This window comes from Acinetobacter sp. YH12218 (genome assembly GCF_013417925.1).
In the GTDB taxonomy this organism is placed as follows: Bacteria; Pseudomonadota; Gammaproteobacteria; order Pseudomonadales; family Moraxellaceae; genus Acinetobacter; species Acinetobacter amyesii.
The window spans coordinates 18,217-43,690 of sequence record NZ_VPDB01000010.1; the positions used below are offsets into that span (position 1 = coordinate 18,217).

Here is a 25,474-nt window from a genome sequence, read left to right on the forward strand (position 1 = left end):
AGTGCGCTTAGCATGTGACGGTGCAAGATGATTAAATAATTGAAAAATCATCTAAGGTCATTTGTTTTTTGACTCAAAATAATATTTTGAATTGTTAAGCTGTGCACTATTGCATGGCGAAAAGAGCATGACAATTCAATGAAAGGGATGTCAAAAGATTTATTCATTATTGCGGCAGGTTTTATTGCTGCAATGCATATCGGGAAATTACCGCCCGCGATACCTGTATTACAGCAGCAACTTGGTATTAGCTTTATTCAGTCTGGTTTATTGCTTTCATTGGTACAGGGCGCAGGAATGTGCTTTGCATTGTTGATTGGCAGTTATATCCAAAAAATTGGATTTAAGCTATGTATATTACTAGGCTTAAGTTTATTAACGATGGCAAGTGCATGGGGGAGTTTTGCACAAAGCTTTGATGCCTTGTTGCTTCTGCGTGTCATAGAAGGCTTTGGCTTCTTATTGGTGACACTCACAGGGCCTGCATTTATCCGTCAGCTTGTACCGCTACAGCACATCAGCGCAAAGATGGGACTGTGGAGTGCTTATATGGGCGGAGGTATGGGCATAGCCTTATTGGTTGCGCCATTTCTAATTGCTCAATATGGTTGGAGTGTGGTTTGGCTCAGTTTCGCTATGATCACTGCGGCATTACTGCTCTGTATTGCGATGTTTATTCCTCAGCCTAATGTAGCGCTGAATACAACACCTATTATTGGTCTCATTCGGGATACTCTGAAACATCCTGCAGCATGGCTTTTGGCGCTCATTTTTGGGACATATGCAGGGCAATGGTTTGCTTTGGTGGGTTTCTTACCGATGATTTATGCACAAAACCAAATTTCAGCCGAATTGGCAGGTGCTTTAACAGCCAGCGTTGCCGTTGCCAATGCGGTGGGTACATGGGGGTGTGGACTGTTATTACAGCGTGGTTTTCAAGCTAAAACTTTAGTCCAACTGGGTTTTGCTGTCTTGATCATTTGCTCCTTAGGATTTTATCTCTTTAAAGATGCGTTACCGTTTTTACTGCAATATTTAACGGTGTTCAGTTTTTCGCTTTTTGGAGGCTTGGTTGCTGCGACGGTCTTTGCACAAGCACTGCATTTTGCACCTTATCCTGCGGCAATTAGTACGACGGTCGGCATGATTTTACAATGTTCTGCAATTTCCCAATTTGTTCTGCCACCTGTGATTGCCACTGTGGTTTCACAGACTGGAGCGTGGTTTTGGGCGGGGATCTTGATGTCAGCGTTGTCATTCGTTGGAATCATGCTTAGTCGGCGTTTATTTAAAATGTAGCATGGCTCAAATTAAAATTTTTTAAACCGCTATGTCAGCAACGGCCTTATTGCTTAATCCCAATCAGTAGCGACAAGATGCCTGCTGCAATGAGTGGGCCGACAGGTACACCACGCAGCATCGCAACACCTGCGACTGTCCCAATCAATAGCCCGGCAACCACATCTGGCTGATTGGACATCAGTTTGACACCGCGACCGCCTAACCATGCGACAAAGACGCCAATGGCGATTGCGACGAGGGATTTCCAACTTAAAAAGGATTTTAAAATTGAATCGCCGGGTATTTTCCCGCTAGCGATCGGTGTGAGTACGCCAATGGTTAAAATAATAATGCCAATGTTTAAGCCATATTGTTGCAGATAGGGGAAAAATTCACTCAAAGGCGTGATGCGGAAAATAATCAAGACACCTGCTGCTATGGTGATCGCTGTATTGTGGCTAAAGATGCCACAAGCCAATAACACCAATAACACGATCAGATTTAAATCCAACTGAGACATAGGATATTCGTGAGAAACTTCAATAAATAATCAATAGTGTAGCGCAGAAACATTAAAAACTGGCGTTCAAGATCATTTCCGCTATTTTTCCTGCAAGTTGAGTCACTGTTCAGTATAAAATAGCAATATATGGTGTTTATTAGGTTGTTCTATGTTTTTGGAAAAAATGCTGCAATCACAAGGTTTTGGTTCGCGTAAATATTGCCAACAGTTGATTAAAAATGGTGCGGTCGAAATACACGGTGAGATTGTAGATAATCCAAAGCAAAAGCTGGACTTGAATGATTTAACTTACAGTGTGCATGGACAGGACTATACCTATCGTGAGCATGTTTATATCGCGTTAAATAAACCTCAAGGTTATGAATGTTCGCATCAGGCAACCCATCATTTTAGTGTTTTTGAATTATTTGATGATGTGCTGTTAAATCGTGGTTTGCAATGCGTAGGGCGGCTGGATCAAGACACCACTGGACTGTTGCTGCTCACGGATGATGGTCAATATCTGCAAGCACTGACACACCCTAAAAAGCATGTTGCCAAAGTGTATTCGATGCATACCGCAGATCCTGTGACGCCTGAGCAAATGCAACAATTGCAACAAGGCGTGGAGCTGCGAAACGAAAAAGGCATTTTCGCTGCAACCGATGTGCAGCTATTGGCTTCACAGCAATTACAAATGACTGTCCATCAAGGGGTATATCATCAAGTGAAGCGGATGTTGGCGGCTGTCGGCAATAAAGTTGAAACTTTACATCGTGCTCAAATTGGACAATTAAAGCTTGATGATCTCGCTGAGGGTGAGTGGATCTATTTAAATACAGTGCAAATTGAACAATCGAAATTTCGTGAAAATATCACTGCATAGTAATGTGTACTGGGCTTTGATACTTCATTATTCAAAGGATGAATGTGCGGTATTAAAGCCCCTAAATATGTCTGCTAATTATTGATTTAAAGATGCGTTTCTAATATGCGTTGATTGTGTATTTAACGTCGAGCAAGGCATTAACGAATAAAGTAATGATAGGTTTGAAATTCATCATCTTTAATGAAGCCCATCGATTCATAGAGCTGATGCGAGTGATAGTTATTTTTTTGAGTTTCGAGGCTGATTCGAAGCGCACCTTCATGTTGTGCAAAGAGAACAGCGGTATCGATCAATTGTTTAGCTGAACCTTGACGACGATATACAGGGCTGACATAGACATCATCTAAAATATAGTAAGTTGAACAAGCCACAGATGAAAAGCCCAAATACAGTAAGATAAACCCAGTAATCACATCATCTTTTAAGCAAATAAAAATTACGCTTTCATTATTTTCAAAACGTTGTCTTAGAAATTTATATGAGATATCAAGATTAGAAGAGGTGCCATAAAATTGGCGATATTCATCAAATAAAACAGCAAGTGGATGAAGGTCTGCTTCTGTTGCGCGTCGAACGATCATTTTTTTCTATACTCCATGCTATTTTTATCAGTCTTGCATGAAGCATATCGAAATTTCGAAATTGGTTGATTTATAAATTGTTTATAAATGCGACAGTGTTAAGTTTTGTCACCTTCACCCAAAATTGCATTGAGTTCTTCAAACAAGTCGAGATGATCATCATCTAATAATGGATCATTATTTAAAATTTCTAATTCCGCAGGGCTAATTTCAGTGGTTGAAATGGCTTGGGCTTCTTGTTGTTTTAATTTACGTAACTTAATCAATTGTTCAATATTGATATTTTGGTTTTCAATAGAGAAGGGGATCGATTTGGTTAAAACAACTTGTTTAAAGAATAGACGTACAGCCTGTGCAGGTGTAATGCCTAATTGTTTAAACACGGCAAAGGCCTGTTTCTTTTCCTGTGAATCGAGGCGGATTTGGTAGACTTCAGTTTTTCTCATATTCTTAGAAAGCTTTAAAATACTTAACTTTTCGCATTTATTCTAATCAAAACTATCATAAATTCAAGAATGTTCGGCAGTATTTTATCAATTTAATGTAATGACAATCGATTTACAGTGTCAATTCATAGGCAGAACTGAATTGAAAAGCCTGCTCTGTCACAGGATCGATAAACTCAAGATGTTTCGCAAGTAGTTGTAAAGGTTGGCTGAAATCATCCTCTGCCTTATGTTGCACTACTGGATAAAAGGGGTCGTTTTGAATTGGAATGCCCAAAGCATTTAAATGCACACGGAGTTGGTGCTGCTTGCCGGTATGTGGCTTTAATTCATACTTAGCGCGGTTTCCATGCTGCTGGATCAGCTGAATGAAGGTTTCGCTGTTAGGTTCACCATCTACTATTTGCATTGTATAAAAAGGTTGACCTTTTTCCATGCGATAGCGAGTTGTGATTGGGAAATTTAATTCATCTCGATAAGCTGCAATGGCATGATAGGTTTTTTGAACGTTTCGAGTGGCAAACATCTGTTGATATAGCCCACGGCTTTCGACACATTTGGAGAAGAGCACCACGCCGGCAGTTTCACGGTCTAAACGATGAATCGGCGTTAGCTGTTCAAGCTGCGTTTGCTTTTTGAGTCGAACCAACAAGGTTTCTTGTACATACTGACCGGTTGGACTCATGGTGAGAAAATGCGGTTTATCGACCACGATGAAATGATCATTTTCAAATAAAATCTGATGCTCGAAGGGAACATGGATTTCATGCGCTAAGAATCGATAATAATAAACATGACGATTGGCTTCAAAAGGACTGTCTATCGTTAAAACGTCACCATTTGCGGCATAGACCAATCCATCCTTAAATCGTTGTTGCCACTCTGCTGCTTGGATATGAGGAAATTGTTCACACAAATATGCATAGACGGTAGAGGCTTGCGTGTGTTGACCGTCAAGGAAGACTTTGCTGGCACTAACACCATTGATCATTGGGGGAGTAAATTCAAAACTGTGCATGAAGAAAGATCTAAAAACTGAGCAAATAAAGCAGAGAACACATCATGAAAAATGCTCAATCTGTAGTGTGAACATATCCATTTTAGCCAGTGCGATGCTATCATATTTAATTCTTATGTACATGTTGTGAGTAATATGCAGTATTCATTCAGTCTGGAACTTAATAGTGAAGTCGATACCCAAAACTTAGCTACCGTACTGGCGACGCATTTTACGACGGGTGTAGCGTATTTAATTGGTGACTTGGGTGCAGGAAAGACCACGTTAACACGTTATTTTTTACAACACTTGGGTCATCAAGGTGCGGTAAAAAGTCCAACCTATACATTAGTTGAACCTTACAATATTCAAGGACAAGATATTTTTCATTTTGATTTATATCGTCTGAATGACCCTTATGAGCTTGAACTTATGGGTATCCGTGATTATTTAGAAACGCCGAACGCCCTATTTTTATTTGAATGGCCATCTAAAGGGGGCGACGAAATCCCCGAGGCTGATTTAATTATTAATATTGAAAAGTCTGCGGATGAAACCACCCGTACAGCGACTTTAAGCTCTTCTTCAGAAACTTTGCAAAACGCTTTGGAGCAAAAATTTAACCATGCTGAATGAAATCAGTGCCCGCCGCATTCGAACGCTTGATCCTGCCTTAGCCAACCAAATTGCCGCAGGGGAAGTGATTGAACGTCCTGCTTCTGTGGTCAAAGAATTACTGGAAAATGCCATTGATGCAGGGGCGACTGAGCTGATTGTTCGTATTGAACAAGGCGGCAGTACACTGATTGAAATAATAGACAATGGTCGGGGTATTCACCCTGAAGATCTACCTTTGGCGGTCATGCGCCATGCCACAAGTAAAATCCAAACTGCTGAAGATTTGCATGCCATTGTAAGTCTAGGTTTTCGTGGGGAAGCCTTGGCTTCGATCGCTGCGGTGTCTCGTTTGACATTGACCAGTAGCCAAAATGATGACGGTGTAGGCTATCAGGTCGAAGTAAATGGCACCGCATTTGATTCGCAAGAAATTCAGCCTGTGGCAGCGACGCAAGGCACCACCATCCGTGTGCAAGATTTATTTTTTAATGTGCCTGCACGGCGTAAGTTCCTCAAAAAACCGGGGACTGAGTTTGGACATATCGAAGAAATTGTCCGTCGTTTGGCACTGACCCATTTTGATATACGTTTTGTCCTTGAGCATAACAATAGTATTAAGCTGAACTTGCCTATTGCAGACAGTGGTACGCTGCGTTTTCAGCGGGTACAACAATTATTAGGCCGTCAATTTACTGAAAATGCGTACTGGATAGATGCTGATAGCGTCAATATGCGTCTCAGTGGTTGGTTAGGCCATCCTTCAGATGCACGTGCGCAGGCCGATATGCAATATGTCTATGTGAATGGACGTATCGTAAAAGACAAGACCGTTTCACATGCACTTCGCATGGCTTATGACGGTATTTTGCATGGGCATCAACATGCCGCTTATTTGTTGTTTATGGAAGTTGATCCAGAAAATATCGATGTGAATGTGCATCCAACCAAGCATGAAATACGTTTTCTAAATCAACGTGAAGTACATGAGTTTGTGCGCCATTTTGCCAAATCGACTTTAGCGCAATTTCAAACCGCGACAGCCGAATTGTCATCTGCAATGAAACTCGACGGGCAGGCACACGAAAATATTATTCCGCAGCCGCGTCATCAGGAACAATTTTCATTACATCAATCTCAGCCAGTTGCAGAGCAAGGCTCAAATTTTGTCAGTCCAGAGATCTCAGGCGGACTCACTGACTTTAGTTCACCTGCAACAGTGCAATATGCTTCTAATCATGCGCCAACAGGGCAGGAAGCTTATACACAGCAATATTCAAATGCGTCGAACAATAGTGCTGGATATCAGTCAAATTTAGCGGGTTCCAGACAGCTCAATAATGCATTGCAAAGTTATTTGGCGCCTTTACGTCAAACTGAGTCTACAAATGATCTTGATACTTCTTTGGCTGAACATATTCAGCAGAAAGTCGATGAGCATCCTTTGGGGATTGCCATTGCGCAATTGCATGGTATTTATATTTTGGCCCAAAACACCGAAGGTTTAATCATTGTTGATATGCATGCGGCACATGAGCGCATTGTTTTGCAACAAATGAAAACTGCTTGGGATAAACCTGAGTTTTGGACATCGCAGCAATTGCTGATTCCTAAAGTCGTGAGCATCAGTAGGATGCAAGCGATGCGCGTCGATGAGCTCAAAGAACAATTGGCACGCCTAGGTTTAGAAATAGATCAATATGGCGATGAGCAAGTTATTGTCCGAGGTGTTCCTGCCATTTTGCATAAAGCAGACTTTGATGCGCTGATTCCAGATTTATTAAATGATTTAGACCCAAGTGATCAGGTTGCAGGGTTACTACAAAAGCGCGATCAAATATTGGCAGGCATGGCCTGTCACGGCGCTGTACGCGCACACCGTATTTTAAGTCTATCTGAAATGAATGCATTACTGCGTCAGATGGAACAAACTGAATTTGCCAGCCAATGTAACCATGGACGTCCGACGTGGCGTGCGTTTCCATTGGCACAGCTAGATAAACTTTTTGCTCGGGGAGAGTAGTTTTACATGTCAAATCAATTGCCGGTCATCAACTTAATGGGACCAACTGCAAGCGGTAAAACCGCCTTGGCATGTGAATTATACGAGCAAGGTGGATTCGAATTAATTTCTGTCGATTCTGCTTTGGTTTTTCAGGATATGGATATTGGTACGGCCAAGCCGAGTAAAGCTGAGTTGGAGAAATATCCACATCATTTGATTGATATTATCAGTCCGCTAGAAGTGTATTCGGCAGCGAACTTTGTGGAAGATGCGTGTGTGCTGATTGATGATATGCATGCACGAGGTAAAACACCGATATTAGTCGGTGGTACAATGTTGTATTACAAGGCTTTATTGGAAGGGTTGTCTTCAAATTTACCAAGTGCAGACTATGCCGTACGTGCTGAAATTGAAGCCAAAGCTGAGTCGCAAGGTTGGGATGCTGTATATGCAGAATTGTGCAATGTAGACCCATTGGCAGGTGAAAAATTTAAACCGAGTGATAAGCAACGAATTATCCGTGCGCTCGAAGTTTTTAAGTTAACCGGTAAACCCATTACTCAGTTACAAGCTGAGCAACCTAAAAACGTACCATACCGATACAATTTTCATAATTACGCATTATTGCCCGACCGATTAGAATTACATGAGCGTATAGCTCGACGTCTAAAAATAATGTGGGAAATTGGATTTTTAAATGAAGTGAAAGCTCTCATTGAAAAATACGATTTAGATGAAAATTTACCCTCTATGCGCTCAGTTGGATATCGTCAAGCTTTAGATTTTTTGAAAAATAGTGATCAAAGTAGCGAAAAACAGCGTGAAATGGAGGATAAGGCACTTTTTGCAACACGACAACTTGCAAAACGTCAATATACTTGGTTAAGATCTTTGCAAGAAACGCATAAATTTACTACATATTTAACTGCGCAGCAGGCTCAAGAAGACTTGCGAAAGTGCTACGGATAAAGCAAAATTTACAGACTACCTTTTTGATAATTTTTAATTGAAAAGTAAAGGTAGCTTTTGCGCTGATTTTTATTATTTTTTGGAGTTATAACATGTCTAAAGGTCAAACTTTACAAGATCCGTTCTTAAATTCTCTCCGTAAAGAACGTATTCCAGTGTCGATCTTCCTTGTAAACGGTATTAAATTGCAAGGTCATATTGAATCTTTCGACCAATACGTTGTTTTATTAAAAAATACTGTAAGCCAAATGGTTTACAAACACGCTATTTCAACTGTTGTTCCAGCACGTAACCCACGTCCTGCTGGTGCTCCTGCTGGTGCTCAAGGCGCTGCTGGCTTCGGTGGTCAACAAGGCGGCTTCGGCGGCCAACAAGGTGGCTTCGGTGGTCAAGGTGGCTTCGGTGGTCAAGGTGGCTTCGGTGGTCAAGGTGGCTTCGGTGGTCAAAGTGGCTTTGGTGGTCAAGGTGGCTTCGGTGGTCAAGGTGGCTTCGGTGGTCAAGGTGGCTTCGGCGGTCAAAGTGGCTTCGGCGGTCAAAATGCTGGTTTTGATGGCGAAACTAAATTTGAAGATGCTCAAGACGACGAAAACAACAATCGTTAATTGAGTTAAAAAAACCTCCCAAATGGGAGGTTTTTTTTGCCTATAAAAAGAGTAGATGGTTTAAATACTGGTTTTTTAATAATTACTACAACTAATAATTACTACAACGCTGAATAATGATAAGAATCGACATAAAAAACCAGCCGAAGCTGGTTTTTTGTTTATTCACTTATTTCTTTTTACGATCTAGAGCAGGGTCTTTAATTTCAACATAGGCATTGTTGCGTATTTCACGTAACCAGCTGTCCAGTTCAGTGTCAAATTGACGCTCACCTAAAATCTGACGTGCCATACGTTCTTGTACTTCATGTGTCATGTCTTGTTGACGTGTATCTGTTACTTGCAGGATGTGCCAACCAAACTGAGATTGGAAAGGTTTGCTGATTTCACCTTTCGCTGTTGATTTCATCATCGCTTCAAATTCTGGAACCATAACACCTGGGCTAACCCAACCTAAACTACCACCATTGGCAGCAGAACCGGTGTCATTCGAGAATGTTGAAGCCAAGACAGCAAAATCTTCACCTTTTTGCAGGCGGTTATACAAGCTGTCGATCATTTGTTTTGCGTTTTCAGGACTCACCACTTCAGATGGTTGAATCAAGATATGGCGAGTTTGGTATTGAGGAACAATGGCTTTTTGTTCGCCACCTTTACGGTCGACTAATTTTAAAACATGAACGCCATCACGTACTGAAATCAGTTCAGTGGTTTGACCGACTTGTAAAGGTGCTACACGTGCAGCAAGCTCATCTGGAATATCAGATAAGTTGCGGAAGCCCATATCTGCACCGTCAACTTTAATGTCTTTAGTGCTGTATTTGCTGGTAATTGCTTTAACATCGTTACTTGCTGCCAGTTCTTTACGAATGTCTTCCGCGATTTTAACGGCATTATCACTGCTAGCAACGCGTACATGTAAGACATGAACTTGATTACCTAGTGCTGCTTGACCTTGTGGTGAGCTTAAGAAGTTTTTCACATCTTGGTCACTGATTTGAATGCGAGAAGTGACTAACTGTTGGCGTAGGCGTTGTAACGCGATGTCTTCAGCGATACGTGCACGTAAACCAGCATAGGTATTTGGCGCAACAGCATCTAATTTTTGCTGAAATGCTTCTAAGCTTGGAGAACCTGCGTCTTTTGCAACTTTAAGTACGGCTTCATTGAGCGATTTTTCATCCGCTTTGACGTTATAGCGTTTAACCTGTTCAAGCTGTGCTTGGCGCGAAATCAGCTGTTCTAAAGCTTGTTGCTGCAAATATTCAGTCGGTGGGACGGTTTGTTTTTTTGCTTGAAGTTGGTGAGTGATCTCGGCAATGCTTTGATCAAGATCACTACGAAGAATCACGCTATTGTCAACGACAGCTACAATTTCATCTTTAGGTTGCGCAGCAGCAAATACAGATACAGAAGTCGATAGGCAAAGTGCCAAAGCTGACGCTTTAAAAATTTGTTTTAACTGTTTTGTCTTCATTAACGTTCTGTCCAAGATTGATTAATATTGTTAAAACCCAACACTCGGTTTTCAAGCAAAGAGGTTAATTTATTGTTGAAGCCACCTAAACCTTTTAGGGTGAACTCCGCCATAATGGCACGTTTTGGTTTAACATCTGAAGATGTTACATCATCTAAATCGTTATAGTACGAACGACCATAAACTGAAACACCCCAGCAGCATGACTCGTAGTTCACACCAAGTAAATATTCACGCGCAATACTGTTGTCGAGGTCATATTGTGCATGACCGATAATACGCCAGTTATTGTGAATAGGTTGAATAAACGATGCTACTGCTTGGTCATAGCTGTCTTGGCTGTTCGGAATGTCTTTACGATAGAAATAACCGACATTGTATAAATTGCCTTTATTTCCTGTGTAATACATTTGAATATCGCGCTGAGCATTATCACCATTCGCCATCCATGCAGAATTGGCATTGACACTGATGCTGTCAGATAGCTGGCTAGAAATGCTCACGACAGGGCCGGTATGGCGTTCGGTATCAAATTTATCAGAGACGTTGTTTAGCGTGACGCGGCGGTCTTCAAAATAGAAGCTTTGACCAACACTGGCTTTTAAACGCTCAAGACCTACATCATCAAATAAACTATAGCTTAAACCTAGAGATGCGAAGTTGTTGTCTTCTAAACGGTCATTACCGTAGAAGCGACGCGGGCTAAATAATTGGTCATAGTTAATTGACGCTGTGGTTGAGTCAAAGTTCGGGTTAGTGTCTTGGTTTTTGTATGGAGAATACGCATAGAAGAAGCGAGGCGTTAAGGTTTGTAGATAACGACCTTCGCGCTCCATCACAAGACCCGCATCTAAAGTGAATTGCGGTACAACGACCGATTTACTTTCATTTGATGAACTAATGTTTTGTGCATTAACGGTGTCTTGATCGTAAATGGTGTTGACGTTACGAATCGTTGCTTCAGGAATCACAAATGACCATGGGGTACGATAGTTATAACGCACACTAAAGTCGTTATAAATACGCGCGCCGCTTGGCTCATACATTGGCGAATCGACAGTGCTGCTTGGAATATCGTTGCTACGTAAGTTCTTTTTGAAGTAAGCCGTATCGTTGTTAAATTCGTACTGTAAGCCTAGAGGATTACCAGTCTTGTAGTTCAGTAGGAATTGCGGCAAACGCGCATACGGACGGTCTTCATCACTGACAGTTTTATCCAGTGTTTGGAAGTCTTCAACTTTGAGCTGTGCTTTTAGCCCAGGGATACCATTTTTATAATTGAGTTCCCATGCACGGCGTAAGTTTAGGTCAGTTTTTGAGTTTGGATTATTATTGAGATCTGAGAAATAGTCTTTATCAGATGCATAGTTATATTCTAAATTTGTCGTGAATTGATCGTTAATTTTCCAGTTATGGAGAAAATGTAAGTCTTTACGATCTTGGTCGTCATACTTTTGGTCGGATGGTAAATAACCACCCCACACCATAGCTGAACCAAAGTTTTTGGTCAAATAACGGAATTCACCTTCCATCATTGCACCACGGTCTGCGATATAACGCGGCGTTACTGTGGCATCATAGTTTGGCGCAAGGTTCAGATAAACCGGTACCGCAAGCTCAATACCACCGTCATTGGTAAAACCAAAGCTTGGGGTCAAAATACCTGTGGTACGGCGGTCATCAATCGGGAAGTTGAAGTAGGGTACAGCCATGACAGGAACATCTTTTACATAAAGTGTCGTTCCTTTGGTTTCACCACGACCGGTTTCTTGATTCAGCTTAATTTTGTCTGCTTGAATTTTCCACGTTGGTTTTTCATCGGGTGGACAAGTGGTATAAACCGCATTTTCTAATTCTAGGGTTTCTGTTGAAGTGCGCGAAATTTTTTCAGCACGACCATGCGCATGCTGCTGTTCAGCAATAAAGAAACTGTTATTTAAATCACCTTGTTGGGTTTTTAAATTGTAATCAATTGAATCGCTTTGAGAAATTAGCCCAGACTGCGCCATTTGCACGCGGCCAGAAGCATTGGCGTAGGTTTGGGTTTTATCAATTTTGATTTGATCGGCACGAATTTGACGACCTTCTTGGTCAATCAGAACATTACCTTCAAGAATGGAGTCGCCATTCGGGTCAAAATGACCATAGTCAGCGGTAATGGTAGAGGTTGCATCTTCAGGTGCGACCGCTTTTGTCGTTGGCGCAACAGGGGTAATCCACGTGCCAGTACAAAATGCAGAACTTAATTGATTGGTGTTGCGAATCTGTGCTTCAGGTGCAGACTTATCGACATAATATTGTTCGAAGAACTGCTGCCCAGGATAAGCTTCTGAAATGCTTTGTTTGAGTTGTTCTGTATCGTCATCCGTGGACGGGTTTGAAACAGGTGCTGCATAGCTTGGTAACGAGCTACCACATAGAAGGGTTAAGATCGCAGTCGCTAAAGGATTAAATTTAAACTGATGCTTCATTTGTCTCATTAACCAGGTATGCTTAATCGCAATTAATTATTGTCGCATCATAGAGAAAAAGTTGATAAGTAGCTACACTTAGCACTTTAAAAACTCAGCCTGTATTAGAATTTATCGCAAATGAATACACAACGTGAACAATTGATACAAACATGGATTTCATCTGTACTCGGTTCAGATCAATTTGAAATTAACTTCTTAGCAGGCGATGCAAGCTTCCGTCGTTATGCACGAATCAAATTGAATAATAAAACATTTATGCTCATGGATGCACCACCAGAAAAAGAAGATTGTGGTCCTTTTGTGTCGATTGATGAATTTTTTGATGCACATGGCGTGCGTGTACCACATATCATGGCCAAAGACCTCGATCAAGGCTTCTTATTGTTAGAAGATTTTGGTGATGTTTTATTGTCCACGTTGTTGAATGATCAAACAGTAGACGCACATTATGCTCAAAGTTTTAAACAGTTGATTCAATTACAGTCAATTGATGGTACTGCTCATTTTCCTGCATATATCTATGAAAAGCTGATTTCTGAAATGGAGCTGTTAACCGATTGGTTATTGCCATCTCTACAAGTGCAGCCTACTGAAGAAGAATCGGCACTTATTAAACGTACCTTTGCTATCTTAGCCAATGCTGCATTGGCTCAGCCTCAAGTGATTGTGCATCGTGATTTTCATAGCCGTAATTTGATGGTACTTGATGATGAGCAAGATCAGGGTGTGATTGACTTCCAAGATGCTGTGATTGGTGCAGATACTTATGACTTAATCTCAATCACACGTGATGCTTATGTGCAGTGGAATGTAGATCGCGTTTATGCATGGTTTAAAACGTTCTATGATTTGCTACCTGCATCGGCTAAAGATGGTCGTAGCTTTGAGCAATTCAAACAAGACGCTGACCTCATGGCGATTCAACGTCATATCAAAATTTTAGGTATTTTTGTGCGCTTATTTGAGCGTGATGGTAAGTCAGGTTATCTCAAAGATTTGCCGCGTGTGATGTGGTATTTACTTGAAGAAAGTAAACCATATGCAGAATTACAACCTTTTATGCAATTTATTCACGCTAAAGTATTGCCGAAATTTGAAGCCAAATACGGCACTTATGAGGTTGTTGCATAATGAAAGCCATGATTTTAGCAGCGGGTCTCGGAAATCGGATGCGCCCTTTAACATTGTATAAGCCAAAGCCTTTGCTTGAAGTGGGTGGAAAACCACTGATTGTTTGGCATATAGAAAAGCTAAAAAAAATAGGTGTCACTGAAATCATCATCAATTCTGCATGGCTTGCAGATATCCTGATTGGTACTTTAGGTGATGGTTCGCAGTTTGGTGTAGATATTCGTTGGACACGTGAAGCGGAAGGTTTGGAAACAGCTGGTGGCATTATTAATGCTTTACCTTTGCTTGGGACAGAACCGTTTATTTTAGTCAATGGTGACGTTTGGACGACTTACGATTTTTCAGCCTTGCTCAATGTTGAGCTAAAAGATGATTTGGCACACTTGGTTTATGTGACTAATCCAACGCAACATCCAAAGGGTGATTTTATCTTGGATGCAGGGCGTAGTTATACCTTTGAGCAAGAACATGCAGGCGAGGCACTCACCTATAGTGGGATCGCGGTCATTCATCCAAATATGTTTGATGGATTGGAAGCGGGCAAGCGTCCGCTCGCACCTTTATTGAAAGAAGCTATGTTGGATGGAAAAATTTCTGCAGAGAAAATGCAAACTGCATGGGTTGATGTTGGCACACCTGAGCGTTTAAGTGATCTAGATCTACAGATTCGCCAAGGCATGTACGATTAAGTGCATATTCGCTAAGCGTTAGCTACTGTTCCACGGCTTAGAAATCGGTATACTTCAGTTAATTTTTATTGAGATGTCTTCTTTATGCATCCTTTTTTTCAAGACTTAAAGCAAGGTAGTCAAAAGCTTGGCTTAGATTTGAGTGAAGAAGCATTAAATCTATTGCTGAAATACCAAGATGCCCTAGTGCTGTGGAACAAAGCATATAACTTAACCGCTATTCGTGATCCTAAAGAAATGTTGGTTAAGCATTTATTGGATAGCTTAAGTATCCTAAATGATTTGCCTGTAGGTCGTTTATTGGATATCGGTACGGGTGGTGGCATGCCGGGCATGATCATTGCACTGTGTCAGCCTGAACGTGAATGTGTGCTTTTAGATGCCAACGGTAAAAAAATTCGATTCTTAAAACAATTTATTGCTGACTTAAAACTAAAAAATGTCATTGCGGTACAAACACGTGTCGAAAATGAAGACAGCATTCATGAACTGGGTCAGTTTGATGTGATTACCAGTCGTGCTTTTGCATCATTAACGGATTTTGTGGATGCCTCTAAACCGTATATGCATGAGCAAAGTATTATTGCGTCGATGAAAGGCTTAATTCCTGAAGAAGAAGTTGAAACACTGAAAAGTGATTTCAAGATTGATATCGTTGCATTACAAGTTCCACGACTTGATGAGCAGCGTCATTTAATTTTTCTTAAACGTATTTAAAATTTTCAAAGGACTGGGGTTACCATGGCTCAAATTATTGCGATTGCAAACCAAAAGGGTGGCGTAGGTAAAACCACAACGGCTGTGAACTTGGCTGCATCTTTAGCCATATTAAAAAAACGAGTTTTACTTGTGGACATGGATTCACAAGGCAATGCCACGATGGGTTCGGGCATTCAAAAAAATGATTTGCTGTATTCAGTCACAGATGTCTTACTCGGCGAAGTGCCGATTGAAACCGCTATTTATAAAGCGGAAGTGGGCTATAAGGTTTTAGGTGCAAACCGTGACTTAGCTGGCGTTGAGCTTGCAATTGCAGATCAAGACGGTCGTGAGTTTATTTTACGTGAAGCATTGGCAAGCGTCGAAAAAGACTTCGACTATATTATTGTCGATTGTGCACCAAGTTTAAGTTTGATCACTGTCAATGCACTTGCAGCGGTACGTGCTGTGCTGATTCCAATGCAGTGTGAATATTATGCCCTAGAAGGTTTGGCTGACCTAACCCAAACCATTGACCGTATTCAGCAAGCTTTAAACCCAGATCTAGAGATCGTGGGTGTGCTTCGTACCATGTACGATGCGCGTAATGCCTTAACACGTGATGTGTCTGCTGAGCTTGAACAATACTTCGGTCAGAAACTTTATGACACGGTCATTCCGCGTAATATTCGTTTGGCTGAAGCGCCTGCGCACGGTTTACCAGTGATTTATTTTGAAAAAAGCTCGAAGGGTGCAGTTGCTTATTTGAACTTGGCAGCTGAGATGTTGAAAAAAACCAAAGTAAAAAAAGGAACTAAAGCATGACCGTAAAAAAACGCGGACTGGCTAAAGGTCGTGGTCTGGATGCCTTACTCGGCTCAATCCAAAAAGAAAAACTACAGCTCGAAGCAAAAGCTTTAGATCATGGACAGTTAAAACAAATTGATGTGCATTTATTGAAACGTGGTGAGTATCAACCGCGTCGTTTCATTAAAGAACAAGATTTACAAGAACTTGCTGCATCGATTGAAAAGCATGGCGTCATGCAGCCAATCGTGATTCGTCCTGTAGAAGATGAAAAGCATCCCTACGAAATTATTGCAGGTGAGCGTCGTTGGCGTGCGGCTCAGCTTGCAGGTTTAACCGAAGTTCCAGCCATTGTTCGTGACTTGAGTGACCAAGTGGCAATTGCCTTGGCATTGATTGAAAACATTCAACGTCAAGATTTGAACCCAATCGATCAAGCCATGGCTTTACAACGCTTCCATGACGAGTTCGGTTTAAGTCATCAAGAGATTGCCGATACGGTCGGTAAAGCACGTACCACGATTAGTAACTTGCTACGCCTCTTGTCTTTAGCGGATCAAGTCAAAGACTTTATGCAGCAAGGTTTGCTCGATATGGGGCATGCACGTGCGATCTTGACGTTAAAAGCCAAAGATCAGCTTAAAGTTGCTGAAATGGTGATTGAAAAAAGTATGTCTGTACGTCAAACCGAACAATTTGTTCGTGATTTGAATGCACCAAAACAACAAAAAGCTAAACCAAGTGTTTCATCAGACATTCAGCAACTGACACAACGTCTCTCTGATCGTTTCAGTGCAGATGTGAAAATTGATCATAATAAACAAGGGAAAGGCAAGCTGGTGATTAGCTACCATACTCTTGAAGAGCTAGATGGCATTTTAAATATTTGTCTAGCTGAATAATTTTTAAATTCGATTTATTGGGGAAAATCAAATGTGGGAATTAGTCAAAGCGGGCGGGTGGTTAATGATCCCGCTCGTCATTTGTTCGATCTTTACGGTAGCCATTACCATTGAGCGTTTTATTCGTTTAAAAAAATCAATGGTGTTGCCAAAAGACTTGATGATGAATGTGAACACATCAGTGAAAGATGTGGTGCAGCAGCTAAAGCAAAGTCCAACTTTACAGCAAAGTACATTGGGTCGTGTCTTGGATGCAGGTTTTGCCAGTAAAGATCAAAACGAGCAATATGCACGTGCGCAAATGGAAGTCACAGCGTCACAAGAAATTGGTTATTTAGAAAAAAATATCAACTTTTTGGGCACCTTAAGCGCTGTTGCACCGTTACTAGGTTTGTTGGGTACGGTGATCGGTATTATTGAAGCATTCTTAATAATTGATATTGGTACCAATAGTGATCCAGTGTTGATGATGCCGGGTATTTCTAAAGCCTTGATTACCACTGCTGCCGGTATGTTAATTGCTGTGCCTGCATTATTTGCGCATCGCTATTTCCAACGTTTGGTTCAGGAATATGTGGCTGAGTTAGAACAGCAGTCGACATTGTTTCATGCCGCTTTGTTTTATAAAAAAACACCTGAAGTAGAAAGTCAGGACATTCAGAAAGCCAGCTGAGTGGAGACTGCGCATGAAATTTAAACGTCGTCAGGTTGAAGATATTCATATCAACCTCACACCGATGATTGACTGTTTGATGTTCATTTTGGTGTTCTTGTTGCTCTCGACTACCTTTAATCAGATGAGTCGAATGAACCTCACTTTGCCAGATGCACAAGGTGTTCCACCTAAAAACTATGATCAAAAAATTGAAGTTGTGGTGGATTCATCAGGCCATTATTCTGTCAATGGTCAGTCATTGGCCAGTAAAGAAGTCTCTGATTTGAATACTGCAATTAAACAGACAGCCAATGATCGTCGTGATTTAATGTTTGTGATTGCCGCAGATGCAAAAGCAACACATCAAGATGTGATTCGGGTGATGGATGTTGCAGGTCAACTTGGATTTGTGAATATCAACATCAGTACCAAAGTTCCAACTCGAGGTTATTAGTGAAGCACGATTTTAAGGTCTATTTACGCCTATTAAGTTATTTAAAACCTTTTTGGGGAATCGGCCTGCTGGTTTTGCTTGGTTTCGGTATTAATGCTGCGACAGAAGTTTCTGTCGCAAAATTATTGGAACGCATTATTGAAGCCATTCAAAACAAAGATCAAAGCTTTACAACCTTATTTCCACTCTTGGTGGTTTTATTGATGTTCTTCCGTGGACTCGGTTTGTTCATGGGGGGATATTTTACCGCAGTGATTTCTCGAAACTTAATCTTTAATATTCGTCAGCAAGTGTTCGCAAAACTCATGCGTTTGCCTTCGCAATATTATTTAGATAATTCGAGCGGTCATATCACTGCAAAAATTATGTATAACGTTGAACAGTTGACGGCAGCATCATCTGAGTCACTGAAAACGATTGTACAACAGGGTCTGATTACCATCGCATTATTGGGTTATTTGCTCTATACCAACTGGCGTTTAACTCTATGTATTTTAATTTTTGGCCCAATTATTGGGCTGATCATTCGGAAAGCGTCGAAACGCATGCGTAAATTATCCATGCAAGTACAAAGTACCATGGGTGACGTTAACCATGTGGTGCAAGAGACAGTACAAGGCAACTTGGTAGTGAAGGGCTTTGCAGGGCAAGATTATGAACAAAAACGTTTTTATGAAAGCTCAATGGAGAACTTACGCCGCGGCTTAAAAATGGTTGTGGTGCAGCAACTCAATAGCCCAATTGTTCAGCTGATTATGTCGATCGCGCTCAGTATCGTGATGTATATCGCGCTACGCCCTGAGATTTTACAAGATACAACAGCGGGTGAGTTTGTAGCGTATATCACTGCCGCAGGTATGCTGAGTAAGCCGATTAAAACCTTAACGGATGTCAATGAAAAACTACAACGAGGCATGGCAGCAGCTTATTCAGTTTTTGAATTGCTTGATATGCCTGAAGAAGTAAATAACGGCACGCTGAAGCCTGCTTTGAAAGGTGATGTCGAATTTAAAAATGTTAATTTGATCTATGCCGATGGTCACCATGCGATTCATGACTTCAATTTAAAAGTGAATGCAGGGCAAACTGTTGCATTGGTTGGGCGTTCAGGTGCAGGTAAAACCTCACTGGTCAATCTGTTGGTGCGTTACCAAGAGGTATCCTCAGGCCAATTGTTGCTTGATCAGCATGATATTCACGACATAGAGCTCAATAGCTTGCGTACTCAGATTTCGATGGTCAATCAGCAAGTGGTTTTGTTTAACCGTACTGTGCGTGAAAATATTGCTTATGGTCAGCTCGAGCATGCAACAGATGAACAAGTCATTGCTGCTGCCAAAGCTGCATTTGCACATGATTTTATTATGGACTTACCGCAAGGTTATGACACACCATTGGGTGCCCAAGGTTTAAATCTATCTGGTGGACAACGTCAACGGATTGCAATTGCTCGTGCGATTTTGAAAAATGCACCGATCTTAATTTTAGATGAAGCGACCAGTGCGCTAGATAACGAATCTGAATTTTTCATTCAGCAAGCATTTGACGCTGCGATGCAAGATCGTACTACGATCGTGATTGCGCATCGTTTATCGACCATTGAAAATGCAGACTGTATTGTGGTGATGGATAAAGGGCGTATTATTGAACAAGGTTCGCATACGGAATTGATGGCACAACGTGGTGCATATTACCAACTTCATCAGCGTAATTTTGAGGAAAATTAAGTCATGTCTTTTACACAATTGATTCAGGATGCTTGGAATGAACAGGCAAAGTGGCTCGTTGTGTTTAGACCTTTGTCATGGCTTTATCGTGGCGGCTTTTTACTCAATAAAAAACTCTATCAATCAGGTATTAAGCAAAGCTATAAAGCGCCCATTCCAGTCATGGTCATTGGTAACATCACAGTCGGTGGAAGTGGTAAAACCCCTTTGCTCATTCACTTGGTTAGTTATTTAAATAGCTTAAAGCTGCGTGTTGGTGTGATCAGTCGTGGCTATGGTGGTCAAGGACCATTTCCGGCCTATGTGGATTTAGATTCGACGGCTGAAATCGTGGGTGATGAACCGAGCTTAATCGTTCAGTCTACAGGTGTGCCGATGGCGGTCGGTCCAAATCGCCAACAAAGTATTGAGTTGCTGCTATCTAAGCATGAATTGGATTTGATTATCTGTGATGATGGTTTGCAGCATTGGGCGCTTCAACGCCAGTTGGAGTGGATCGTACTGGATAATAACCGTGGTTTAGGCAATGAAAAATTATTACCTGAAGGTTATTTGCGTGAACCGAAAAAGCGCCTTGCCAGTGGAACGGTCATTGAGCATTCAGCAGATCCAAGTTCTCCACTGAATATGCACCTAGAAGCGGCGCAGCCTTATTTGCTCAATAAAGATCTTGTGACGACATTTGATGCAAATAAAGATTTTTATGCCGTAGTGGGTATCGGTTTTCCGCAACGATTTTATAAAACCCTAGAAAACATGGGGATTCATCAATTTCAATGTCATGAATTCCCAGATCATTATGAATATGAACTGAGTGATTTGCAATTTGAAGATGCCAATCCCATCATTACCACTGAAAAAGATGCAGTTAAAATTTTAGCGATCCTCAAAAATAATCCAGATTTTAAAAGAGAAATATGGGTTGTTCCTGTAGATGCAGTGTTGTCACCTGCGTGTTATGAAACTTTGCATGCGCAGTTGAAAAAACTGGGTCTGAAACTTCCCGAAGGCATTTAATTTATGAAACATATTGTTATTCCTGCACGTTTTTCAAGTTCACGTTTACCGGGTAAGCCTTTACTTGAAATTCATGGTCGTCCGATGATTTTACGTGTGGTCGATCAAGCCAAAAAAGTTGCAGGATTCGATGATCTTTGTGTCGCTACAGATGATGAACGTATTGCAGCAGTGTGTCGTGCAGAAGGGGTTGATGTGGTACTGACCTCTGCAGAGCATCCATCAGGGACAGATCGTTTAAGTGAAGTTGCATGCATCAAAGGTTGGGCGAGTGATGACATTATTGTCAATGTGCAAGGTGATGAACCTTTGCTTCCCGCTCAATTGGTAAAACAAGTTGCACAATTACTTGTTGATCAACCGACATGTTCGATGTCGACGCTCTGTGAGCCGATTCATAGTCTAGATGAGTTTCAACGTGACAGTATCGTCAAAGTGGTGATGTCAAAGCACAATCAAGCGCTGTATTTTAGCCGTGCGACTATTCCTTATGACCGTGATGGTGCAAAGCAAGCTGAACAAACCTTGCATGATCAGGCTTATCGTCATTTAGGCCTATATGCATACCGCGTAAAACTCCTACAAGAATATGTCACTTGGGATATGGGTGTGCTGGAAAAATTAGAAAGCCTTGAACAATTACGCGTTTTGGAAAATGGTCACCGTATTGCCATTGCTGTGGCAGAAGCGAACCTTCCACCGGGCGTAGATACTCAAGCTGACCTTGATCGTTTGAACCAAATGGATGTTTCGAACTTCGAATAAGGTTAAACGATTTATGCAAAATGAAATTGTGGCGCAAGTGTACCCTTGGCAGAAAAATACATGGAATACATTAACCAGCCGTTTTCCACAATTGGGACATGGCGTGCTTTTGTATGGCAAAAAAGGCTGTGGTAAAGAGGCATTTGCAAAACAATTTCTTGCATGGGTGCTGTGTCAAAAACGTGATGAGCGAACTGAGCCGTGTGGTGAGTGCGGGAGTTGCCAGTGGTTAAAGTCAGATACAAATCCAAATTTTGTCCATATCAGTACAGATGAAGACAATAAAAAGCAAAACGCCAAAATTAAAATCGAGAAAATTCGTGATTTATTGCCTTTTGTACAGCAAACCGTAGACGGTTGGCGAGTTGTGTTGATTGAGCCTGCTGAAGCATTAAACATTGCATCATCAAATGCATTGCTGAAAACATTGGAAGAGCCGGGCGAGCGGATTGTGATTATGTTATTGGCAGAGCATTATTTGAAATTGCCGGCAACCATTCGCAGTCGAATGCAGCACTATGCATTGGATCGTATTGAACCGGAACAATCACAGCAATATTTACAGCAGCATTTGCCCGATAGTGGTGAAACCCAGCGCAAAGTTCTCATGAACTTAGCTAGTCAAATGCCATTACAAGCGATTTCATTGGCAAGTAGTGAATGGCTAAATATGCGCCAAGAGTTTCTACAAGATTGGCAAAAACTTGTGACACAAAAAAATATGCCGATGGCAATTGCGACCAAGTGGAATAAAGCTCTGAGTTTTAGTGATTTTAGTCAAATGTTTGAATACTTGTTGTCCGATATAATTTGTGTCAAGCTAAATCAATCCATAAAAAATATAGATTTGGATTTTGGGGTGTTGGCAGAGCAATATTCGCTCGAAACACTCTTTGGGATTTATACAGAATTACAGCAGTCTAAGCGGTTCATCGAGCAGAACGTACAGGGGAATCTGGTCGTAGATGAGCTTTGCATCAAACTGATGAATGTTTAATTAAGGGGAAACATCATGCAACCACGTATGGGCGGGATCGTTCACGCTAATATTCCAGATGTGGAAACACTTTTTGCGAGCTACATGCCTTATGTCGTTGGTGGCGGTTTATTTGTACCATCAAAGCAAGCTGTGAAAATGGGTGATGAGGTTTTCTTATTGGCGACTTTGCCTGAACAAAGTATAAAAATTCCTTTGACAGGAAAAGTGATTTGGATTTCGCAAAAGCAAAATGGCATTAAACCACAAGGCTTTGGAATTCAATTAAGCGGCGAAAAAGGCGTTTATTTCAAAACAGAAGCAGAACGTTTACTTGCAGGGCTTAAATCTGAGGGGCGTAGAAGTTACACTATGTAGTTACAACAGTGAAGACTTGTAGGTACATATTGTGTTTGTAGATACCCATTGCCATTTAACCATGCTTGACTTAAGCCCTTATGAGGGTAATTTAGATCTTGCATTGGATCAGGCTCGTCAAGCCGGGGTCTCAAAATTTATGAGTATCTCGGTTGATCTAGATGACCATATCGAACTTTCAAAAATTGCTTCACGTCATGCCGATGTGGGTTATTCCGTTGGGGTACACCCATGTGAAGATCCTGCAACGATGGCTCGGGCAACAGAAGAATATCTCATTGAATTAGCACAACCTGAAAAGGTTTGGGCGATTGGTGAAACAGGGCTGGACTATTTTCATAGTACCGACTTTGTTGCAGAGCAAAAAGAATGTTTTGCCCGCCATATTCGCGCATCGCAAGCCGTGAAAAAACCGGTGGTTGTACATACTCGTTCTGCAAAGCATGATACGGTGGATATTATCCGTGCAGAGAAATCTACTCACGGTATTTTGCATTGTTTTACTGAAGATTGGGAAACGGCAAAAGCTGTCTTAGATTGTGGTTATTACGTGTCATTTTCAGGCATTGTTTCTTTTAAAAATGCACAAGATTTGCGTGATGTGGCCAAGCAAGTGCCACTGGATCGCGTGCTGATTGAAACAGATAGCCCATACCTTGCACCGATGCCCTATAGAGGAAAGTCTAATGAACCAAAATACGTTCCTTATGTAGCCAAAGCCTTAAGTGATGTATATGATAAGTCAATTGAAGAGATGGCTTTCATTACAATGCAAAACTTTGAAAATCTCCTCAATCTTAAGTAAATAATTTGAATTGATATAAGAGTAAGAGAGTATAGGGTGAAGATGGATCGTCAAGCTCAGTTTAGAGCAAGAGAGGCATTAATTTTCCAAGTGGCAGAGCAGCTGCTATTGGAAAATGGCGAAGCAGGGATGACACTAGATGCGCTAGCGGCAGAACTCGACTTGGCAAAAGGGACGTTATATAAACATTTTCAAAGTAAAGATGAACTATATATGTTGCTCATTATTCGTAATGAACGCATGTTATTGGAAATGATTAAAGACACCGATAAAGCTTTTCCTGAACACCTTGCTTTCTTTATGTTGCATCACTTACATCACCCAGAACGTACAGTGTTGTTTCACCAAATTGAAGAGCGTTTATCGACAACGGGTGTGGGTATTCAGCACTTGTTTAGTGAACTATATCAAGTGCGCAAACAACGCCTACGATTGATCATTCGTATGACTGAGCGTTACTTGGAGTCGATTCAAAGTAGCATGCCAGTACGTGATTATCTTGCTTCGATTTGGTCACTTACACATGGTGCTGCAGCAATTTTGAACTCTAGTTTTTATCAGCGTTATTTGGGTTCAAGAGACACCTTGCGGGTTGCTTATATTGATCAAGCCTTGGCCTTACCAAAACAAGTGCATGCGGTTGCTCAATTCGCTTAAAGGCTGCTTATGAAAATAGCATCACCATCATTGGTTCGTGGCTTCACCCTCGTAGAATTGATGGTGGTGATTGTGATTATGGGCATCATGGCCTCATTGGTGCTTTTGAATATCGGTGGAACAGATCAACGCAAAGCCATGCAAGCACGCGAAGTGTTTGTAATGGATCTGAAACGAATATTACGTGATGCAAATGATCAAGCTTTGATATTGGCCTTACAGCAAAAAGCTGGAACGGATGTCAACACGCAAAGCTATGCGGTACAAGAATATTTACCAGAACAAAAACGTGTAGAAAATAGTATTTTAAATCAGAACAATAAATGGCAAAACTATAAAAACTTTGAAATCCGAGTATTACCTGAAAATGTCTCTTTTACGATTCAGCCTTTAGACCAGCAGTATGAAAATGCCAATAATGATGATTTGTTAAATACCAATGCACCCAAGTTGATTTGGTTAGGTAATGGGGAAGTGAAGCCTGTGCGTATACAGTTTTATTTTGAAGAACGTCCCATTGGCAATGAAATCGAAATTGATCATTTAGGGAAAGTCAATGCGGGCTAAAGGGTTTACGCTACTTGAAGTCATGGTGGCATTGGCGATTTTTGCGACTGCGGCAATGGCTTTGTCTAATGTTGCGATGCAGTATACACAGTCGACAGCACACGCAATTTTAAGAAATAAAGCACAATTTGTCGCGCTGAATGAAATCGCTAAGATGGAAATCAATCGTGAATGGATGACAGGTACTGCATCTAAACAAGTCACTGAACAAGGCGAACAATGGCAAATTGACAAAAAAGCCCAAGCCACCATTAGTCCAAATGTACAACGGATTGATATCCAAGTGAGTTTGATGAATGCTGAAACTGGGGATGTAGAAGCAGGGATTAGTAGTTTAGTGTTCTTTAACTATAAGGCTCCGTTGGATGAAAATAATAACTAGAAAAAAACGTACATCTCAAGATATG

General features: G+C 41.2%; 28 protein-coding genes. 22 read left to right on the top strand and 6 right to left on the bottom strand.

All coding sequences use genetic code 11. The annotated features are described in order from the left end of the window. Positions 1-147 precede the first annotated feature (147 nt). On the top strand, positions 148-1,299 hold the full coding sequence (locus FTV03_RS04635) for a CynX/NimT family MFS transporter (RefSeq protein ID WP_257220675.1): 1,152 nt from the start codon (positions 148-150) through the stop codon (positions 1,297-1,299). Positions 1,300-1,345: 46 nt separating this feature from the next. On the opposite strand, the gene FTV03_RS04640 is transcribed toward FTV03_RS04635, so the two are convergent. Then, complete coding sequence (locus FTV03_RS04640) at positions 1,346-1,801, bottom strand: DUF441 domain-containing protein (protein WP_180010292.1); 456 nt, start codon at positions 1,799-1,801, stop codon at positions 1,346-1,348. Between the two features lie 151 nt (positions 1,802-1,952). Here FTV03_RS04640 and FTV03_RS04645 point away from each other — a divergent pair, with 151 nt between their 5' ends. Then, positions 1,953-2,669, top strand: a complete 717-nt coding sequence (locus FTV03_RS04645) for a pseudouridine synthase (protein ID WP_168378876.1) — start codon at positions 1,953-1,955, stop codon at positions 2,667-2,669. A 140-nt stretch (positions 2,670-2,809) separates the two neighbouring features. Here the strand turns inward: FTV03_RS04645 and FTV03_RS04650 are convergent, their stop codons facing one another. From FTV03_RS04650 to FTV03_RS04660, 3 genes are all read right to left on the bottom strand, one after another. After that, on the bottom strand, positions 2,810-3,253 hold the full coding sequence (locus tag FTV03_RS04650; protein ID WP_168378877.1) for a GNAT family N-acetyltransferase: 444 nt from the start codon (positions 3,251-3,253) through the stop codon (positions 2,810-2,812). Positions 3,254-3,351: 98 nt separating this feature from the next. Then, on the bottom strand, positions 3,352-3,699 hold the full coding sequence (locus FTV03_RS04655) for a type II toxin-antitoxin system RelB/DinJ family antitoxin (RefSeq protein WP_078189014.1): 348 nt from the start codon (positions 3,697-3,699) through the stop codon (positions 3,352-3,354). A gap of 112 nt (positions 3,700-3,811) precedes the next feature. After that, positions 3,812-4,717 (bottom strand): pseudouridine synthase, encoded by a 906-nt coding sequence (locus FTV03_RS04660; RefSeq protein ID WP_180040217.1) that lies wholly within the window; start codon positions 4,715-4,717, stop codon positions 3,812-3,814. A 135-nt stretch (positions 4,718-4,852) separates the two neighbouring features. On the opposite strand from FTV03_RS04660, the gene tsaE reads away from it, so the two are divergent. From tsaE to hfq, 4 genes are all read left to right on the top strand, one after another. Further along, positions 4,853-5,332 carry a tRNA (adenosine(37)-N6)-threonylcarbamoyltransferase complex ATPase subunit type 1 TsaE gene (gene tsaE / locus FTV03_RS04665; protein ID WP_180007348.1) on the top strand — a complete coding sequence of 160 codons (480 nt, stop codon included), beginning with the start codon at positions 4,853-4,855 and terminating at the stop codon, positions 5,330-5,332. Further along, positions 5,322-7,334, top strand: coding sequence for a DNA mismatch repair endonuclease MutL (gene mutL / locus FTV03_RS04670; RefSeq protein WP_180040219.1), 2,013 nt, complete (start codon positions 5,322-5,324; stop codon positions 7,332-7,334). The genes tsaE and mutL overlap by 11 nt, the downstream gene beginning before the upstream one ends. A gap of 6 nt (positions 7,335-7,340) precedes the next feature. Continuing rightward, positions 7,341-8,285, top strand: a complete 945-nt coding sequence (gene miaA / locus FTV03_RS04675; protein ID WP_180007346.1) for a tRNA (adenosine(37)-N6)-dimethylallyltransferase MiaA — start codon at positions 7,341-7,343, stop codon at positions 8,283-8,285. Between the two features lie 92 nt (positions 8,286-8,377). Continuing rightward, positions 8,378-8,887, top strand: coding sequence for an RNA chaperone Hfq (gene hfq / locus FTV03_RS04680; RefSeq protein WP_180040220.1), 510 nt, complete (start codon positions 8,378-8,380; stop codon positions 8,885-8,887). 169 nt (positions 8,888-9,056) lie between these two features. On the opposite strand, the gene FTV03_RS04685 is transcribed toward hfq, so the two are convergent. Both FTV03_RS04685 and FTV03_RS04690 read right to left on the bottom strand, forming a co-directional pair. After that, on the bottom strand, positions 9,057-10,364 hold the full coding sequence (locus FTV03_RS04685; protein WP_180040222.1) for a peptidylprolyl isomerase: 1,308 nt from the start codon (positions 10,362-10,364) through the stop codon (positions 9,057-9,059). Further along, positions 10,364-12,835, bottom strand: a complete 2,472-nt coding sequence (locus FTV03_RS04690; protein ID WP_180040224.1) for an LPS-assembly protein LptD — start codon at positions 12,833-12,835, stop codon at positions 10,364-10,366. The genes FTV03_RS04685 and FTV03_RS04690 overlap by 1 nt, the downstream gene beginning before the upstream one ends. Positions 12,836-12,955: 120 nt before the next feature. Between FTV03_RS04690 and FTV03_RS04695 the strand changes: the two genes are divergently transcribed. From FTV03_RS04695 to gspI, 16 genes are all read left to right on the top strand, one after another. Next, on the top strand, positions 12,956-13,969 hold the full coding sequence (locus tag FTV03_RS04695; RefSeq protein ID WP_180040226.1) for an aminoglycoside phosphotransferase family protein: 1,014 nt from the start codon (positions 12,956-12,958) through the stop codon (positions 13,967-13,969). Continuing rightward, positions 13,969-14,658, top strand: coding sequence for an N-acetylmuramate alpha-1-phosphate uridylyltransferase MurU (gene murU, locus FTV03_RS04700; protein ID WP_180007341.1), 690 nt, complete (start codon positions 13,969-13,971; stop codon positions 14,656-14,658). The genes FTV03_RS04695 and murU overlap by 1 nt, the downstream gene beginning before the upstream one ends. Before the next feature lie 84 nt (positions 14,659-14,742). Then, complete coding sequence (gene rsmG, locus FTV03_RS04705; RefSeq protein WP_180040228.1) at positions 14,743-15,375, top strand: 16S rRNA (guanine(527)-N(7))-methyltransferase RsmG; 633 nt, start codon at positions 14,743-14,745, stop codon at positions 15,373-15,375. Positions 15,376-15,399: 24 nt separating this feature from the next. Next, positions 15,400-16,182: a ParA family protein gene (locus FTV03_RS04710; protein WP_078188958.1), complete on the top strand. Its 783-nt coding sequence runs from the start codon at positions 15,400-15,402 to the stop codon at positions 16,180-16,182. Next, a complete protein-coding gene (locus tag FTV03_RS04715) occupies positions 16,179-17,066 on the top strand; it encodes a ParB/RepB/Spo0J family partition protein (RefSeq protein ID WP_168378888.1) in 888 nt (295 codons plus the stop codon). The genes FTV03_RS04710 and FTV03_RS04715 overlap by 4 nt, the downstream gene beginning before the upstream one ends. Positions 17,067-17,097: 31 nt before the next feature. Further along, positions 17,098-17,739 carry a MotA/TolQ/ExbB proton channel family protein gene (locus FTV03_RS04720; protein WP_180040230.1) on the top strand — a complete coding sequence of 214 codons (642 nt, stop codon included), beginning with the start codon at positions 17,098-17,100 and terminating at the stop codon, positions 17,737-17,739. Between the two features lie 13 nt (positions 17,740-17,752). After that, a complete protein-coding gene (locus FTV03_RS04725) occupies positions 17,753-18,175 on the top strand; it encodes a biopolymer transporter ExbD (RefSeq protein ID WP_180022523.1) in 423 nt (140 codons plus the stop codon). Then, positions 18,175-19,902 (top strand): lipid A export permease/ATP-binding protein MsbA, encoded by a 1,728-nt coding sequence (gene msbA, locus FTV03_RS04730; protein WP_180007340.1) that lies wholly within the window; start codon positions 18,175-18,177, stop codon positions 19,900-19,902. Before FTV03_RS04725 ends, msbA begins: the two co-directional genes overlap by 1 nt. A 3-nt stretch (positions 19,903-19,905) precedes the next feature. After that, positions 19,906-20,919, top strand: a complete 1,014-nt coding sequence (lpxK, locus tag FTV03_RS04735; protein ID WP_168378892.1) for a tetraacyldisaccharide 4'-kinase — start codon at positions 19,906-19,908, stop codon at positions 20,917-20,919. A gap of 3 nt (positions 20,920-20,922) precedes the next feature. Beyond that, entirely contained in the window at positions 20,923-21,684 is a 762-nt protein-coding gene (gene kdsB, locus FTV03_RS04740; RefSeq protein ID WP_180007338.1) for a 3-deoxy-manno-octulosonate cytidylyltransferase, read from the top strand. Positions 21,685-21,697: 13 nt separating this feature from the next. Next, entirely contained in the window at positions 21,698-22,681 is a 984-nt protein-coding gene (locus FTV03_RS04745) for a DNA polymerase III subunit delta' (protein ID WP_180040232.1), read from the top strand. A 15-nt stretch (positions 22,682-22,696) separates the two neighbouring features. Further along, entirely contained in the window at positions 22,697-23,038 is a 342-nt protein-coding gene (locus FTV03_RS04750; protein ID WP_111885061.1) for a PilZ domain-containing protein, read from the top strand. A 31-nt stretch (positions 23,039-23,069) separates the two neighbouring features. Further along, positions 23,070-23,843 carry a TatD family hydrolase gene (locus FTV03_RS04755; protein WP_180022528.1) on the top strand — a complete coding sequence of 258 codons (774 nt, stop codon included), beginning with the start codon at positions 23,070-23,072 and terminating at the stop codon, positions 23,841-23,843. Between the two features lie 42 nt (positions 23,844-23,885). Beyond that, positions 23,886-24,500 carry a TetR/AcrR family transcriptional regulator gene (locus FTV03_RS04760; protein ID WP_168378896.1) on the top strand — a complete coding sequence of 205 codons (615 nt, stop codon included), beginning with the start codon at positions 23,886-23,888 and terminating at the stop codon, positions 24,498-24,500. Between the two features lie 9 nt (positions 24,501-24,509). Further along, positions 24,510-25,067 (top strand): type II secretion system protein, encoded by a 558-nt coding sequence (locus FTV03_RS04765; RefSeq protein ID WP_180040234.1) that lies wholly within the window; start codon positions 24,510-24,512, stop codon positions 25,065-25,067. Then, positions 25,057-25,449, top strand: coding sequence for a type II secretion system minor pseudopilin GspI (gene gspI, locus FTV03_RS04770; RefSeq protein WP_078188947.1), 393 nt, complete (start codon positions 25,057-25,059; stop codon positions 25,447-25,449). Before FTV03_RS04765 ends, gspI begins: the two co-directional genes overlap by 11 nt. Positions 25,450-25,474 lie beyond the last annotated feature (25 nt).